This window comes from Aeromonas sp. AE23HZ002T15 (assembly GCF_054165525.2).
On the sequence record NZ_CM201342.1, the window covers coordinates 4,470,241 to 4,487,146 of the forward strand.

Consider the following 16,906-nt stretch of genomic DNA (forward strand, 5'->3'; position numbering starts at 1 on the left):
CCGATGCCGTCTCTCTCTTCCTGGGATAGAGGAAATGCGGCCAGCCTGTTTGACAGGATCCGGGGGGAGGGGCTTCATCCTTCCCCCCGCTCGGAAGTGGATGATCTGGTCGAGTCTGTCAAACGGCAGCTCGACCAGATCCTCAACACCCGTCCCGGTAATTGCCGCAGTGCCCCCGAGCTTGGCGTCGTCGATCTCAATGACGCCACCCAGGGCAGTGCGGACATCAAGGGGCGGATCCGTGAGGCGATCCGGCAATGCATCCGTCGGTATGAACCGCGGATCGTTCACGTGGAAGTGCGTTCACCCGACTATCAGGCGGATCCGCTCGAGATGTCGTTTCAGGTGACGGCCCATGTGAGGCTTGAGCACATCGAACAGGTTACCTCGTTCAACGTCCACCTGGACAGTCACCGTCACTACCGCATGGTCTGATCAATGTCGCTGGAACATTACTTCAGGGATGAACTGGCATTTTTGCGCCTGCAAGGGCGCGAATTTGCCGATGCCTATCCCGAACTCACCCGTTTCTTGTCCGAGCAAAACACGGATCCGGACGTGGAACGCCTGCTGGAAGGCTTCGCGTTCCTCACCGGCAACCTGCGCGCCAAGATAGAGGACGAGTTCCCCGAGCTGACCCACGGTCTGCTCAATATGCTCTGGCCTAACTATCTGCGCCCCGTGCCCAGCATGACCATCATGCAGTTCTCGGTCATCCCCGGGGCCATCACTCAACCGGCGCTGGTCAAGCAGGGCTGTCAGCTCGACAGCCTACCCATCGACGAGGTGACCTGTCACTTCCAGACCAGCCATGACGCTTGGATCTACCCGGCCGATATCCGTCATATCGCGGCCCAGAGCGGCAACGATCTCTCCACCATTTCCCTGGATATCGCCCTGCATGCCCCCTTGCCCCTCGATGAGTTGCAGCTCGACAAGCTGCGCTTCTACCTCGGCGGGGACAGCTATACCGCCTACGAACTCTACTTCTGGCTCTCCAACCAGCTCTCCCACATTGAGCTGGAGATAGACGGCAAGCGCTTCCGTCAGGAGGCCAAGGCCCTCAAGCCCATCGGCTTCGAGCGCGACGATGCGCTCTTGCCCTATCCGAACAATGTCTACTCCGGCTATCGCATACTGCAGGAGTATTTCTGCTTCCCGGAAAGCTTCCTCTTCTTCGAGCTCTCCCGGGGCGATTGGCCCCGGCAGCCCCTGCCGGTCAGCGAGTTCAAGATCCATTTTTGTTTCGACAAGCCGCTGCCCGCGGAGCTCAAGATCCGGCCCGATTCCTTCATGCTCAACTGCGTGCCGGCCATCAACCTGTTCCAGCACGACAGCGAGCCGGTCAACCTCAACGGCCGTCAGGCGGAATACCCCCTCAAGGCGAGCTATCGCCACGCGGACAGTTTCGAGATCTTCTCGGTGGACGAGGTGGAAGGCTGGGTGGAGGGCAACCTCGGCCGCTCCCGCGGCACGCCGCGCATCTATCAACCGTTCGAGAGCTTCCAGCACCAGATAGAGAGAGCCAAGCAGCGGCTGGCGCTCTACTACCGGGTGCGGGTGCGCGAATCGGTGAGCGGTGACGGCTTCGAGCACAGCCTCTCCTTCGTGCGTGGGGACGAAACCACGACAGTGGAACTGGATGAATCCATCTCCGTCACCCTGACCTGCACCAACCGCTCCCGGGCCGCCACCCTCAAGGTGGGCAACATCTGCGTGCCGACCGGCAGCTCTCCCTCGTTTGCCACCTTCCGCAACCTGATCCGGCCGACCCGGCCGCTGCGCCCGGCCCTCGACGGCAGCCTGCACTGGACGCTTATCTCCAACCTGTCCCTGAACTATGTCTCCTTGCTGCGCCGGGATGCCCTGGTGCAGGTGCTGCGCACCTACGACTTCCCGGCCCTGCACGACAAGCAGGCGGAGCAGGCCTCGCGCAAGCGGCTAGGGGGGATAGAGCAGATTGAGACCACGCCGGTGGACCGCCTGGTGCGTGGCATGCCGGTGCGGGGGCTCAAATCCGTGCTGCATGTCCGTCAATCCGCCTTCGGCAGCGAGGGGGAGCTCTACCTGTTCAGTACAGTGCTGGCCCACTTCTTCTCGCTGTATGCCAGCGTCAATGCCTTCCACCTGCTTGAGGTGGTCAATCTCGACAACAAGGAGCGTTATCAGTGGCCAGTCCAGATCGGTCAACACTCCCTGATGTGAGCGCCGCCAAGGAGGCGCCCCGTTTCAACTTCTTCCAGCTGGTTGAGCTGCTCAACCGGCTGGATGGCGCCGATCAGGAGCGGGGGCTTGACTATCTGCCCAGTGACGAGGGGATCCGCTTCAAGGCGACCGCCTCCCTGGGCTTTCCTACCAGCGACGTGCTGCAGATTGGCCGAGATGACAAGGGACGTCACGAGCTGGAGGTGGCCTTCCTCGGCCTGCACGGCAGCCAGTCCCCCATGCCGGGTTACTACCTCGATTCCCTGGCCTGGGAGTACGCGCAAGGGGAGCAGAAGCTCGGCCTCTTCCTGGATTTCTTCCATCACAGACTGCTGACCCTGCTGCACCGGATCTGGCGCAAATATCGCTATCACGTGCGCTTCCAGGACAACGGCGAGGATGGCTTCTCCCGCCTGATGTTCGCCCTGGTGGGGCTCGGCAATGAGGCGGTCTGCCGCAGCCTGCCGGTCAACCGGGCCAAGATGCTCTCTTATGCGGGGCTGCTGGCCAGCCCCAGCCGCTCCCCCGAGGTGGTGGCGGGCCTGGTGGCTCACTGCTTCGATCTGGCGGAAGTGGAGGTGAGCGCCTGGCAGTGGCGTCGGGTACCCATCCATCAGGATCAGCAAAACAGGCTGGGCCGCGCCTGCGCCACTCTGGGAGGGGATTTCGTCATCGGCGACAAGGTCAATGACTGCGCCGGCAAGTTTCTATTGAAGATCAACAACCTGAGTTTTGGGCAGTTTCTCGGGTTTCTCCCGAACGGGGAGCACTTCCACGCCCTGGTGACCTTCGTCTCCTTCATCCTGCGTGACCAGCTGGCCTGGGATCTGCGCCTTGGCTTCGGCCAGGAGCAGGCCAGGGGGTTGAGGCTCGGGGAGGAGCAGAGTGCACGGCTGGGGTGGAGTAGCTTCCTCGGCGCGCCGCCGAGTGACCCGTTTGTGACCATTTGTGTTCAGGAATAGGTGCAGGAATGAGAGCAGGAGTGAATGTGAACGACCTAAACCAGCAACTTTCCCTGGTGGTGCTCAACAGCGAGCAGCTCGATGGCAACCAGCAGGTGCAATACGGCTTCGGCGAGATGGGGGGAACCCTTGGCGCCTCCGAGCAGGATGACTGGCATCTGCGGGACCGACTGGGGGCCGTCATGCCGGCTCATGCCCGAATCGAGCTGCAGGACGGTCGCTTCTGCCTGTGCGATCTGAGCGGCCAGACCTACATCAATGGCGCGACTTCCCCCATAGGGCGCTCGCGCAAGGTACATCTGGAGCAGGGGGACGAGCTCGTCGTCGGCCCATTCCGGCTCAAGGCCTATCTCGGCGCCATCACGCCGGAGCAGAGCCTGCAGCAGGTGCTGGGCAACCGCCCCACCGAGCAGCTGGACGAGTGGCTGACGAGTGACGAACCTGCCGTCCGCGAGGAGGATCCCCAAGCCCTGGCGCTCGATCCCCTGTTGGCGCTGCAGCACGAGCGATCCGCGCTGACTCCCCTGGTGGATCCCAATCGCCAGGCCGAATTCCCCTCACAACCGGATATGGAACATCCGTCCCTGTCCCCCTTTTCTGCCATCGAGAACACCATGAACCAAGAATTTCTGGATATGCCCGCCATCGAGAATCACCCGGATTACCTGCCACCACTGGAAGGGGTCGATCACGTCGCCCTGACTCCGCTGATGCGCGGCCTGGGTCAGCCGCTGCAGATGCAGGACACCCAGCAGGCCCACGACATGCTCGAAGAGATGGGCAAGACGGTGCGCGCCATGGTGGAAGGCTTGCTGCAGCTGCAAAGCGATCAGGCGGCGCTGGCGGACAAGCACCTGCGCCCCATCGAGGACAACCCCTTGCGCCTGGGGCTCGGCTATGACGAGACCCTGGCGGTGATGTTCGCCGAGCAGAAGAGCCCGGTGCATCTGACCGCGCCGGCGGCGGTGGCCGAGAGCCTGCGCAACGTGCGTATCCACCATGTGGCGAACCAGCAGGCCATCGGTGCGGCCCTCGACAGCATCTTGCAAGCCTTCTCGCCGGATGCCCTGGTCGGCCGTTTCGAGCACTACCGCCGCACCGGTACCCCGGGGGCCGCGGACGAGGGCTGGGCCTGGAACATGTACCAGCACTACTACCGCGAGCTGACGTCTGCTCGCCAGCAGGGCTTCGACAAGCTGTTCCATCAGGTGTATGCCCAGGCCTATGACCAGGCCGTGCGTCAGCAACAGGGACTGATCTGATGACACGTGCGCTGATGCTGGGGGCTGCTCTGCTGGCCCTGGCGGGTTGTACCACCATGGGCAAGATGGCCGACGTGGCCATGAACCCGGACATCCAGGTGGGCAGCAAGGATGATCAGCCCTCCACCCTGGGCCTGAGCCTGGTGGCGGAGCCGGACGTCAACCCCAACGAGAGCGGGGAGGCGGCCCCCGTCGAGTTCCAGGTGCTGTTGCTGGCGGAAGACTCCAAGCTGCTCGCCACCGACTACGACCAGGTGACCGAGGATGTGGAGAAGGCGCTCGGCAAGAACTACCTGGACCATCAGGACTACACCTTGCTGCCGGGACAGTTCAAGTATCTGCCTCCCATCAAGCTCGACGAGAAGACCCGTTACATCGGGGTGATCGCCCGCTACGCCGATCCGGACAGCGCCGAATGGCGCAAGGTCATCAAGGTCAAGAGCACGGGCAGTGCCTATCAAATTCTGGTTCATCTGCGTCTGGATGAAGTGGAACTACAACAAGAAGAAGAATAACCATGTCGAGTCGAAATCGGGTTATCTGGCGTGAGGGGCTCTTCATCAAGCCCCAGCACTTCCAGCAACAGCAAAGGCATTCGGATTACGCACTGCACGCTCGGCTGAGCGCGCTGTCCGACTATTTCTACGGGCTCCAGTCCCTCGCCATCAACGAGGACTACCTCGGCTTTGGCCGCATCGCCCTGGTGGGGGCCACCGGCATACTGCCGGACGGCACCGTCTTCAACATTCCGAACGACGATGTGCTGCCGACCCCGCTGGAGATCACCGATGCCTCGGTGGCGAACCAGAAGGTCTATCTGGCGCTGCCCCTCTCGGTGAGCGGGGTCAATGAGGTCAATCAGGGGGGCCAGGTGGCCACCCGGCTGCAGGCCCATCGTCATGATGTGCGAGACCTGCACAGCGAAGGGGGGGACGTGGTCTCCCTCGAGGTGGGCCGGGTCAGCCTGCGGCTGATGTTGGAGCGCGACGATCGCAGCGCCTACGCGTCGCTGGCCATCGCCCGCATCCTGGACAAGCGCCCGGACGGCGGCTTGGTGCTGGATCCCAACTTCATGCCCTGCAGCATCAGCGTCTCCGCGATCCCGACTCTGAAACGCTTCCTTGGCGAGTCCGCCGGCCTCGTGGCCGAGCGGGCCCGCAGCCTCTCCCAGCGCATCGCGGCGCCGGGGCAGCAGGGGGTTGCCGACGTGGCGGAGTTCATGATGCTGCAACTGCTCAACCGGGCCCAGCCCCAGCTCGCCCATCTCGCGCGCCTCGGCACTTTGCACCCGGAGCGGCTGCACGAGGCCCTGGTGCAGATCTGCGGCGAACTGATGACCTTCACCGACGAGTCCCGTTTGCCCCCGGAGTTTGCGGCCTATCGGCACGACGATCAGCAGCAGAGCTTCGAACCCGTGATGCTGGCCCTGCGTCAGGCCCTCAGCACTGTGCTGTCGCCGCGGGCCGTCTCCATCCAGCTGCGCAAACACCAGTACGGTGTCATGGTGGCCGTGGTGGGGGAGAGCGAGCTGATGCAAAGCGCCGACTTCGTGCTGGCGGTGCGTGCCCGCATGCCCCAGGAGCAGCTGCGCAAGCAATTGCTGCAACAGACCAAGGTGGCGTCGAGCGACAAGATCCGCGAGCTCATCAGCCTGCAACTGCCCGGCATCCCGCTGCTGCCGCTGCCGGTGGCTCCGCGCCAGCTGCCTTATCACGCCGGTTACAGCTACTTCCAGCTCGACAGGCAGAGCCCGGCCTGGCAGATGCTGGCGGTGGGCAACACGCTCGCCTTCCACATCGCCGGCGACTTCCCGGAGCTCGACATGCAGCTCTGGGCCATTCGCAGCCAGTGATCCCACAAGGAATAAGCACAGATGACCACGGACATTCTCAAGAACGAGCAACTCAGCGACCTGCTGTTCGATCATGCCGAGCAGCTGGACATGGACTCGGACTACTGGTTCCGCCTGCGGGGCCAGAGCATCAATCCCATGATCGACGCCGTGACCCCCTTGCTCGGCCTGGTGCAGCGGGTGCGCCTGCTGTCGCGCTACGACCGGGTGCCCGAGCTCTACCAGCGGGTGGTGACCGAGATCCAGGCCATCGAGCAGGAGCTGATGGCCCAGGGCTACGAGAACGGCGTCGTGCTCTCGTTTCGCTACATCCTCTGCACCTTCATCGACGAGGCCGTGATGGGCCGCGATTGGGGCAGCCAGAGCGAATGGTCTGAGCACTCACTGTTGACCCGCTTCCACAACGAGACCTGGGGCGGGGAGAAGGTGTTCGTGCTGCTCGCTCGCCTGCAGGAAGACCCGGTGCGCTATCGGGACATCCTGGAGTTCATCTACCTGTGCCTGTGCCTCGGTTTCGAGGGGCGCTACAAGGTGATGAGCAAGGGGCAGGGGGAGTTCGAGCGCATCGTCAGACAGCTGCACAAACAGTTGTCCCCCGAGGCGAGCGGTGAGGCGCCCAGCGTGTTTCACCTGGACCTCGGTCAGCAGGCCTCCCGCTATCAGCTGCGCAAGCAGGTTTCCCTGCGCAGCCTGTTCATGGGCGGGGCCCTGATCCTGGCCATCATCTTTGGCCTCTATCACCACCAACTCAATAACCAGACCCAGGACGTTCTGCGTCAACTGGGCGAATTACTAAAATAATATCCTGAGGAGAGCACGCCTTGATTCGTATAGAGCTACCGGTACTGGTGGAAAGACTCAATCCCATCTGTCGTCACATGCTGGAGGAGGCTGCGGCCCTCTGCGTCAACCACCAGGGGGCCGAGATCCGCATCGAGCACCTGCTGCTGAAGATGCTGGACACCCCGCTGTCCGACGTGCGCCAGATCCTCAAACGGGCCGAGGTGGAGGTGGAAGAGCTGCGTACCCTGCTGCAACCCTCATCCGCCGACAGCAGCTATGGGCAGGGTTATCCTTCCTTCTCGCCGCTTCTGGTGGAGTGGCTGCAAGACAGCTGGCTGCTGGCCTCCGCCGAGCTGCAGCACGGCCAACTGCGCAGCGGCGTCATGCTGCTGGTACTCCTGATGACCCCCCAGCGCTACCTGCCTGGCTCTGTGACTCGCCTCCTGGCCAACGTCAATCGGGAGCTGCTGCGCCAGCAGTTCGATGAGTGGGTGAAGGAATCGGCCGAGACGCAAGTGACCGTTTCCAGCAACGGCAACGCCGCCCAAGGTGCAACCGGGGCGGCCCTGCCTGCAGATGCCAGCCTGCTGGCCCGCTTCACCGTCAACGTGACTGAGCAGGCCCGTCAGGGCACCCTGGATCCCGTGCTCTGCCGGGATCACGAGATCGATCTGATGATCGACATCCTCTCTCGTCGCCGCAAGAACAACCCCATCGTCGTGGGGGAGGCCGGTGTGGGCAAGAGCGCCCTCATCGAGGGACTGGCCCTGCGTATGGTGGCGGGTCAGGTGCCTGAAAAATTGCGTGAAGTGGAGCTGATGACGCTGGATCTCGGTGCCATGCAGGCCGGGGCCTCGGTCAAGGGGGAGTTCGAGAAGCGCTTCAAGGGAGTGATGCAGGAGGTCAAGGACGCGGTGCGCCCCGTCATCCTCTTCATCGACGAGGCCCATACCCTGATCGGTGCTGGCAACCAGGCCGGTGGTCTGGATGTCTCCAACCTGATCAAACCCGCCCTGGCCCGGGGTGAGCTGCGCACTATCGCCGCCACCACCTGGGGCGAGTACAAGAAATACGTGGAAAAAGACGCGGCCCTGTCCCGCCGCTTCCAGCTGGTGAAGGTGGGGGAACCCAATGCCGAGGAGGCCACCGTCATCCTGCGGGGTCTGCGCAGCATCTATGAGCGGGCCCACGGGGTGCTCATCGACGAGGAGGCGCTGCAAGCCGCCGCCCAGCTCTCCGCCCGTTACATCTCGGGTCGCCAGCTGCCGGACAAGGCCATCGACGTGCTGGACACCGCCTGTGCCCGGGTGGCCATCAACCTCACCACGCCGCCGCGCGCCGTCAGCCACCTGCAAAACGAGCTGCGCCAGCGTGAGCTGGAGATCCGCCAGCTGGAGCGTCAGCGCCTCATTGGCCTGGGTGACAACGAGGAGCGTCTCGCCGAGTTGCAGGCCGCCCAGTCTGCCAGCCGTGAGGCCCTGGTGGAGCAGGAGGCCAGTTGGCAGCAACAGCAGGGGCTGGTGCAGCAGATAGTGGCCCTGCGCGCCGCCCTGCTGGCAGACGAACAGGATGAGTTGTTAAGAAGAGAGGCGCTGGATCTGGCGGATGCGCCCTTGGACCCGCAAGCCGCCGCCGAGCAGCTGGCGGCGCTCGAGGCTGAACTTGCCGACCTGCAACAGGAGTCCGTGCTGGTTTCCGCCCACGTGGACAAGACCCAGATCGCGGCGGTGATCGCCGAGTGGACCGGGGTGCCGCTCAATCGGATCTCCCAGGGGGAGCTCGACGTGGTCACCCGGTTGCCTGAGTACCTGGGGGATCTCATCAAGGGGCAGGATGTGGCTGTGGCCCATCTGCACAAACATCTGCTGACCGCCCGCGCCGACTTGCGCCGCCCGGGTCGCCCCCTCGGTGCCTTCCTGCTGGTGGGGCCGAGCGGGGTCGGCAAGACAGAAACCGTGCTGCAGATCGCCGAGCTGATGTTCGGCGGTCGCCAGTACCTCACCACCATCAACATGTCAGAGTATCAGGAGAAGCACACCGTCTCGCGCCTCATCGGCTCGCCCCCCGGTTACGTGGGCTTTGGCGAGGGTGGCGTGCTGACCGAGGCTATTCGCCAGAAGCCCTATTCCGTGGTGCTGCTGGATGAGGTGGAGAAGGCCCACCCGGATGTGCTCAACCTCTTCTACCAGGCGTTCGACAAGGGCGAGCTGGCGGACGGGGAGGGGCGCATTATCGACTGCAAGAATGTGGTCTTCTTCCTCACCTCCAACCTGGGCTTCCAGACAATCGTCGATCACGCCGAGCAGCCGGACGTCCTGCTGGATGCGCTCTACCCCGAGCTCGCCGCCTTCTTCAAGCCGGCGCTGCTGGCGCGCATGGAGGTGATCCCCTATCTGCCGCTCGGTCACGAGACGCTCGTGCAGATCGTGGGCGGCAAGCTCAACCGTCTGGTCAAGCTGCTCAAGGAGCGCTTCGGCGCCGAGGTGGAGCTGGATTCCGAGGTGGCCGAAGAGATACTGCGCCGCGCCAATCGCAGCGAGAACGGGGCCCGCATGCTGGAATCCGTCATCGACGGTGCCCTGCTGCCGCCGGTCTCCCTGCAACTGCTGCAGCGCCTGGCTGTCGGTGAGCCCATCAACCGGGTGCGCTTCTATGTGGCGGATCAGCAGTTCGTGGCCGAGGTGGGGGCTTGAGTATGGAGCAAGCCCTCGCCTTTGCCCTCGAGCTGACCGAGCAGCGCGACGAGCCGCACCTGTGCCAATGGTGGTCACAGGTGCTGCACGCGAGCTTCCAGCCGAAGGGCATGCTGCTCGGCATGCTGGAGGTGAGCGGTCGCCAGCTGGCGTGCAGCGGTTGGGTCAAGGAGCAGGCGGTGAGCCTCTCCCTGGCGGTGGATGACTTCTCCCACCCCCTTGCCTATGTGCTGCACAAGGCCCAGTCCCGCACCTGGGACTCCCTGCACGGGGGGGCGCGCATCGAGCACAAGGAGTTTCGCGCCCTGCTCTCCAACCTCGGCCAGCAGTGCGGCCTGCACGCCTTCCCCCTGCTGGATGGCAACGGCAAGCCGTTCGCCGTGCTGGCCATGATGGACAGCGCCGAGCAGTTGCAGGAGTGGACCGACGGCCCCGAGCTGGCCCAGCTCTCTCAGGTGTTTTGCAACCAGCTCACCCTCATCCGGGATCTGGGGCGCAGCCGCCGGGATCAGAGCGTGCTGAGAGACTCTCTTCGCCAGATAAAAGGGGAAGATCAGGTCAAGAAGCAGCACGAGAAGCTGCTGGCTGACCAGTTGGTGGGTCAATCCGCGGTGATCTGCGGGCTGCGCGAGCAGGTCCATCAGGCGGCTCAGCACAAGCTGACCGTGCTCATTCAGGGGGAGACCGGCAGCGGCAAGGAGGTGGTCGCCCGCCTGGTGCACCAATGCTCGGATCGCGCTGGCAAGCCGTTCGTGGCCATCAACTGCGCCGCCATCCCGGAGAATCTCATCGAGAGCGAGCTGTTTGGCTACCAGAAGGGGGCCTTCTCCGGCGCGCTCAGCAACAAGGCCGGGCTGGTGGCCCAGGCCAACGGTGGCACCCTGTTCCTGGACGAGGTGGGGGACATGCCCGCCGCCATGCAGGCCAAACTGCTGCGGGTGCTGGAGACCCGCAGCTACCGGCCCCTCGGGGCCGAGCAGGAGCTCCACTCCGATTTTCGCCTCATCGCCGCTACCCATCAGCCCCTCACCCGTCAGGTGGAGGATGGCCAGTTCCGGGCCGACCTCTATCACCGCCTCTGCCAGTGCCTGCTGCTCATCGCCCCGCTGCGCGAGCACATGGACGACGTGCCCATGCTGTGCCAGCACTTCATGGCCCAGTTTGCCGAGCAGGATGGCAAGGCCCTCGGCGGCCTGCACCGCCAGTTCCAGAAGCAACTGCAGAGCTACGACTTCCCCGGCAACGTGCGCGAACTGCGCAACCTGCTGGAGGTGGCCTGCGCCCACACCCGCCACGGGGAAGAGGTGGTGCTGGAGGCGCTGCCTCCCGAGCTACGGGAGCGGGTCTGCGTGGAGCTGCCCAGCTCGATGGACAATTACAACCACATACGCGACCTGCGCCGGGCCATGCAGCTGTACGAGGCCTCCGTCATCGAGGCGCGGCTGCGCTACTTCCAGGGCAATCGCATGCTGGTGGCCGAGAGCCTGAACATTCCCAAGCGTACCCTGGATCACAAGTGCCAGAAGCTGGAGGTGAACTGATGAGCGTCCTCACCCTGTTGCCCCTCTTGCTGGCGAGTACCGCCGCTCCCCAGCTGGATATGGCCGGTTGGCAGCAGTGCCGGCGCGAGGCCTCCCCCTTGGTGCGCCTCGCCTGCTATGACGCCCTCGGCAGCGCGGGCGAGCCCGCCGAAGTGAGCGGGGAGACCAAGTCCCCCGCCTGGCAGGCCATCTGGGATCAGGAGCAGAGCCGCACCCCGGACAGCCCCCCCTTCCTGCTGCAAAGCGACCCGAGCCGTGGCAGCGAAATCCTGACCCGTCCGGCTCTGCGGGGGGCGACGCTCTCCATCGGCTGTGTCGACAGCATCACCCACATCCGGCTGCGACTGGACAACCCCTGGGCCGGGGAGAAGGTGCTGATCGAGCTGGATGGTCAGCCGAGTGCCGGCGCCCAGAGCTGGTTTATCCGGGATCAGGGCCTGCTGCTGGAATATGGCCGCGGCCTGCCCGCCATCGAGGAGCTCAAGCGCTGGCTGGGTCATCGCGAGTTGCAGGTGCGGGCCGACAACGGCGCCCTGCTGCGGGTCGACTTGAGCGGCCTGAAAACCGCCCTGGCGCCCCTGCGCCAGCAGTGCCGTTGGTAGGGGGGATTGATGAGCTATCAACACCCCTGGTGTGGCCGCCTGCTCGCCAGCCTGCCGGATGAACAGATGAAGGGGGCCGTCCTGGCGGACGAGCCACGCTGGGACTATGTGGAGACCGAGCTGGTCAAGCTCGGTTCCCTGGCCCACGCCCAGGTGGATCTCAATGCGGTGGCGGAGGCCTGCCTTGGCCTCTTGGAGACACGCACCAAGGACATGCGGGTGCTGGCCCAGCTGCTGCGCTGCCTGCAACACCCCGCCAAGGCGACCCCCATGGGGGCGGCGCTCAGCCTGCTGGAGTCCTGGATCCGAGCCTACTGGTTGCTGGCCTGGCCCAGCAACGCCAGCCAGAAGCAGCGGCTGATGGTGCAGATCGTCAAACGCTTCGAGGGGGCGCTGCCGCGGGTCTGCGAGAGCGCCTCGGCGGCCGAGTTGGCCCAGTTGCTGACTCAGGCTGAGCAGCTCGGCGCCTGCTGGCTGGTGCAGTGCCCGGACAAGGGGGAACTGCTGGATCCGCTGCTGATGGGGCTGAGACGGGCCCAGCGCCAGCAGGCCGCTCAGGCCGAGGCGGATGGGGTCTTGGCCACGGCGACGGGCAGTGGGAATGCGGTTGCCCATACCAGCCAGGGCGCAGCCATGGTGCTGAGCGGCGCCAGCAAGGCGCCGGGCATCGAGATAGACAGTTCCAACGACCGCGCCTGGCGCCAGACCCAGCTCAAGGTGGCGGAATTGCTCATCGAGCGTCAGCCGGAGGCGGCTGTGGGCTATCGCCTGCGCCGTCACGCCATCTGGGCCGGGATCACGGCCCCCCCCATGGCGGCCCGGGACAACAAAACCCAGCTGGCCCCCATGTCGGCAGACATGGTGGATGAATATCGCGCCGCCCTGGGAGCGGCGGATCTTGCGCTCTGGCAGCGCATTGAGCAGAGCCTGACCCTGGCTCCCTACTGGTTCGAGGGCCATCGCCTCTCGGCCCAGGTAGCGGACAAGCTGGGATTTGGCGCCGTTGCTCAGGCCATCAGGGAGGAGCTGGGCGGCTTCTTGCAGCGCCTGCCGGCCCTGCGGGAGCTTGGCTTCAGCGATGGCAGTCCCTTCCTGCCCCCCGAATGTGAGCGCTGGCTGCAACCGGTGAATCGTGGTGCGGCGGAGGCGGGCGGGAGTCTGGGGGAAGAAGTGGCCCAGCGCCATGGGGAGCAGGGCATGACCGCGGCCCTCTCCCTGCTCGATGAGCGCATGCAGCAGTTGCAGGAGCCTCGTGCCCGCTTCCACGCCCAACTGGTACAGGCGGAGCTGCTGGCGCAAGAGGGCATGGCGGCGCTGGCGCGTCAGCATTATCAACATCTGTGGCAAGAGGCGAGTCGCCTAGGATTGGCGCAATGGGAACCCGGATTGGTCAGTCGCCTGGAACAGCAGGCTGCTGGGTAAATGACAAGCATGGCGAAATGAGTCGCTGAGTCGGAGTTGGATCACATTTTATGTTCAAGACCATTTTTACCTTTCTGCGGCAACAGCTGCCGAAATTGAAACCCTCCTGGCCCCTGCTCGGCGCAGTACTCTGGGTTGTCGCCCTGATCCTGGCGTGGTGGCTCGGCCCCCGCCTCGAGATCCGCGATGCGAAGCCACTCGAGCCTCTGTGGGGACGGGTGGTGTTCACCCTGCTCTGGCTCTGGTTGCTGCTGGGGGTACTCTCCTGGCGGATGTGGCGCAAGATGCAGCAGCTCAAGGCCGAGCGTCAGCAAGAGACGGTACTGGAGCAAGATCCGGTGCAGGGTCTGCTGGATCGCCAGGGACTGTTCCTGGGACGCTGGCTGCAGGCCCTCGATGAGCACCTCGGCAAGGGGGCCCGCTACGCCATGCCCTGGTACCTGGTGCTGGGGCTGCCCGGCAGCGGCAAGAGCAGTCTCATTCACAGGGCCAACCCGGCCAACAAGCTCAACCCGAGACTCGATACCGAGCTCAGGGACGTGGCACAGGATCAGCTGATCGACTGCTGGCTGGGGGAGCAGGCCGTGATGCTGGATCCCGCCGGCGAGCTCTTGTCCCAATCAGAACCCGAGCTGGATCCGCTGGCGCGCAAGCACGAGCGGCTCTGGCTGCACCTGCTGAACTGGCTGTGCGAGCATCGCCGTCGCCAGCCCCTCAACGGCCTGGTGCTGACGGTGGACCTGGCCTGGCTCTCCTACGCCAGCGTGGCGGAGCGCAAGGCCTATGCCCAACTGATGCGCTCGCGCCTGCAGGAGGTGTCGGCCACCATGAACACCCGGCTGCCCCTCTATGTCACCTTCACCAAGCTCGACTTGCTGCGCGGGTTCGATGTGGTGTACGAGCAACTGGACAAGGAGGCCCGCGAGGCCGTGCTGGGGGTGACCTTCAACCCGAGCGGTCATCACGACTGGCAGCAGGAGCTGGCCCAGTTCTGGGATCAGTGGGTGGACAACCTCAACCAGAACCTGCCCGAGCTGATGCTGTCGAGGCTGGATGCCGGTCAGCGCAGCGCGCTGTTCTCCTTCGTGCGTCAGCTGGCGGGGCTCAAGGACTATGTGACCAGCCTGCTGGATGAAACCCTGGCCATCGAGGAGAGCAAGCCGCTGTTGGTGCGCGGTGTCTACATCAGCTCCGTCTATCAGCAAGGGGTGCCGTTCGATGCGTTCGCCCAGGCGGCCTCCCGCCGCTACAACCTGCCGGAGCCCATTCACTCGGCCCTGCGCGGGGAGTCCAACACCTATTTCGTGCGAAAACTCTTCTCAGGCATCATCTTCCCCGAGGCTCATCTGGCCGGGGAGAACCGGTTGCATACCCTCTATCGCCGTCGTCGCATGGCCATCGGCATCGGGTGCCTCTCCCTCTTCTCGGCGGCCCTCATCGGCGGCTGGCACTATTTCTACCGGGTGAATGAAGAGGCTGGGCGCAACGTGCTGACCAAGGCCCAGGCCTTCACCAGCACCCGCGAGCTGACCGACGATCACGCCTTCGGGGTGAGCCAGTTGCCGCGTTTGAACCTCATTCGCGAGGCGACCCTCTCCTTTGGCAACTACCGCGAGCGCACCCCGCTGGTGGCGGATCTTGGCCTCTATCAGGGGGACGAGATCGGCCCCTATGTAGAGGGCTCCTACCTGCAACTGCTGAGCCTGCGTTTCCTGCCGGCCCAGATGCAGGGACTGATGGATGATCTCGAACTGGCGCCAGCCGGTAGCGAGGAGAAGCTCTCCATCCTGCGGGTGATGCGGATGCTGGACGATGCCTCCGGCCGTAACAAGGAGCTGGTGGCGCAGTACATGGCGAGCCGTTGGCAACGGGCCTTCCCGGGCCAGGGGCCGGTGCAGGAGCAGCTGATGGGGCACCTGGATTACGCCCTGGATCACACCGACTGGTATGGTGCCAGGGTGGCCAAGGATCAGGCCGCCATCACCGCCTTCGTCCCCTTCAAGGAGCCGGTGTACGGCGCCCAGCGCGAGCTTGGCAAGTTGCCCATGTATCAGAGGGTCTACCAGAACCTGGTGGTGAAGGCGGGGGATCAGTTACCGCCGGATCTCAACGTGCGCGATGAGGTGGGGCCCACCTTCGACACCGTCTTCGCCCTGCGCAACGATCAGGCGGGGCAGGTGCCGCGCCTGCTGACCTGGCCAGGTTTCAGCGACTTCTTCCTCAAGCAGGACAAGGCACTGATCGATCTCACTGCCATGGACGCCTGGGTGCTGGGCCAGCGCAAGCTGAGTCAGCTGAGCGAGGCGGATCGCAAGGAGATCACCCGTCAGGTCAACGAGCGCTACGTCACCGACTACGTCAACCAGTGGCAGAATCTGCTGACCAACCTGGACGTGCAGAATCTGGAGAGCCCGGAGCAGGCGCTGGACGTGCTGACCGCCATCACTGGCAACGATCAGCCGTTCCAGCGCGTCCTGGCGGCGCTGGATGACAACACCCGCATCCGCAAGCTATCCGATGTGGAAGGGGATCCAGCCCAAGCCATCACGGCCCGCATCGGTCGCCCCTTCATGGCCACCAACGCCGCCTTGGCGGGTCGCGGTGAGCAGGGGCCCCTCATCCAGGAGGTGAACCAGAAGCTGGTGGAGCTGCAGCACTATCTGGAGCTCATCGTCAACGCCACCGAGCCGGGCCAGTCTGCCTTGAAAGCGGTGCAACTGCGCCTGACCAACAAGTACGCTGACCCCGTGTTTGCGCTGCAGCAGTACGCCCGCGGTCTGCCGGCGCCGCTGGATCGCTGGGTGGGTCAGCTCTCCGAACAGAGCTCGCGGCTGGTGGTGGATCTCGCCATGTCTTCTCTTAACCAGGAGTGGCAGGACAAGGTACTGGCTCCCTTCAACAGCCAGCTGGCGGGGCGCTATCCGTTCGAGCCGGGTTCGTCCAAGGACGTACCCCTGTCCGAGATGGAGCGCTTCTTCGCACCCAACGGGACCCTGGACAGCTTCTATCAGGTCAACCTCAAGCCCATGGTGGAGAGCGGTCTGATGGAAGGGGAACTCGGCTCTCCGGTGCAGGCGGAGCTGGTAAAACAGCTGGATCGCGCCGCCCGCATCCGCCAGATCTTCTTCAGCCAGCAGGGCAACCTGGAGGTGCAATTTGCCCTCGAGCCCATCGAGCTCACCGCCAACAAGCGGCGCAGCGTGCTGAATCTGGACGGTCAGTTGCTGGAATATGCCCACGGCCGGCGCACCAAGATCCCATTGGTGTGGCCCAACACCATGCGTGACGGGGCCGAGAGCAAGATAACCCTGGTGCCGGCCGCCCGCGAGCGCTCCCCGCGCAGCGAAGGCTTCGTCGGGCCCTGGGCCATGTTCCGCCTGATGGACAAGGGGGAGCTGACCCAGGTCAACGAGGCGACCTTCGATGTGCGCTTCCCGGTGGATCAGGGCTCCATGACCTATCGCGTCTACACCGACAGCGCGCAGAACCCCTTCACCGGCGGCCTGTTCAGCCAGTTCAAGTTGCCCGAATCCCTCTATTGATGATCCGGTGGGGCCCCAGGCCCCACCGCGTTGGACGCTCAT

General features: G+C 64.5%; 12 protein-coding genes. All 12 read left to right on the top strand.

Annotated features, from left to right (window positions below):
* Positions 1–3 precede the first annotated feature (3 nt).
* Genes tssE through tssM form a run of 12 tightly spaced genes read left to right on the top strand, consistent with a single transcriptional unit; the run spans position 4 to position 16,864 of the window.
* Positions 4–435, top strand: coding sequence for a type VI secretion system baseplate subunit TssE (gene tssE, locus ACT5M9_RS20880; RefSeq protein ID WP_438549601.1), 432 nt, complete (start codon positions 4–6; stop codon positions 433–435).
* Between the two features lie 3 nt (positions 436–438).
* Complete coding sequence (gene tssF, locus ACT5M9_RS20885; RefSeq protein ID WP_438549600.1) at positions 439–2,205, top strand: type VI secretion system baseplate subunit TssF; 1,767 nt, start codon at positions 439–441, stop codon at positions 2,203–2,205.
* Positions 2,169–3,167 (top strand): type VI secretion system baseplate subunit TssG, encoded by a 999-nt coding sequence (gene tssG / locus ACT5M9_RS20890; RefSeq protein WP_438549599.1) that lies wholly within the window; start codon positions 2,169–2,171, stop codon positions 3,165–3,167. Before tssF ends, tssG begins: the two co-directional genes overlap by 37 nt.
* A gap of 26 nt (positions 3,168–3,193) precedes the next feature.
* A complete protein-coding gene (tagH, locus tag ACT5M9_RS20895; RefSeq protein ID WP_457979175.1) occupies positions 3,194–4,429 on the top strand; it encodes a type VI secretion system-associated FHA domain protein TagH in 1,236 nt (411 codons plus the stop codon).
* A complete protein-coding gene (tssJ, locus tag ACT5M9_RS20900; RefSeq protein WP_100861738.1) occupies positions 4,429–4,944 on the top strand; it encodes a type VI secretion system lipoprotein TssJ in 516 nt (171 codons plus the stop codon). Before tagH ends, tssJ begins: the two co-directional genes overlap by 1 nt.
* A gap of 2 nt (positions 4,945–4,946) precedes the next feature.
* Positions 4,947–6,281 (top strand): type VI secretion system baseplate subunit TssK, encoded by a 1,335-nt coding sequence (gene tssK, locus ACT5M9_RS20905; protein WP_438549597.1) that lies wholly within the window; start codon positions 4,947–4,949, stop codon positions 6,279–6,281.
* A gap of 21 nt (positions 6,282–6,302) precedes the next feature.
* On the top strand, positions 6,303–7,082 hold the full coding sequence (gene icmH / locus ACT5M9_RS20910) for a type IVB secretion system protein IcmH/DotU (RefSeq protein WP_457979174.1): 780 nt from the start codon (positions 6,303–6,305) through the stop codon (positions 7,080–7,082).
* A 20-nt stretch (positions 7,083–7,102) separates the two neighbouring features.
* A complete protein-coding gene (gene tssH / locus ACT5M9_RS20915; RefSeq protein WP_457979173.1) occupies positions 7,103–9,757 on the top strand; it encodes a type VI secretion system ATPase TssH in 2,655 nt (884 codons plus the stop codon).
* 2 nt (positions 9,758–9,759) lie between these two features.
* A complete protein-coding gene (locus ACT5M9_RS20920; protein ID WP_457980576.1) occupies positions 9,760–11,298 on the top strand; it encodes a sigma-54 interaction domain-containing protein in 1,539 nt (512 codons plus the stop codon).
* The gene (gene vasI, locus ACT5M9_RS20925) at positions 11,298–11,900 is read left to right on the top strand and encodes a type VI secretion system-associated protein VasI (protein ID WP_457979171.1); all 603 of its coding nucleotides are present in this window, start codon (positions 11,298–11,300) and stop codon (positions 11,898–11,900) included. Before ACT5M9_RS20920 ends, vasI begins: the two co-directional genes overlap by 1 nt.
* A 9-nt stretch (positions 11,901–11,909) precedes the next feature.
* The gene (tssA, locus tag ACT5M9_RS20930; protein WP_457979170.1) at positions 11,910–13,322 is read left to right on the top strand and encodes a type VI secretion system protein TssA; all 1,413 of its coding nucleotides are present in this window, start codon (positions 11,910–11,912) and stop codon (positions 13,320–13,322) included.
* A 50-nt stretch (positions 13,323–13,372) separates the two neighbouring features.
* On the top strand, positions 13,373–16,864 hold the full coding sequence (gene tssM / locus ACT5M9_RS20935) for a type VI secretion system membrane subunit TssM (RefSeq protein ID WP_457979168.1): 3,492 nt from the start codon (positions 13,373–13,375) through the stop codon (positions 16,862–16,864).
* Positions 16,865–16,906: the final 42 nt, after the last annotated feature.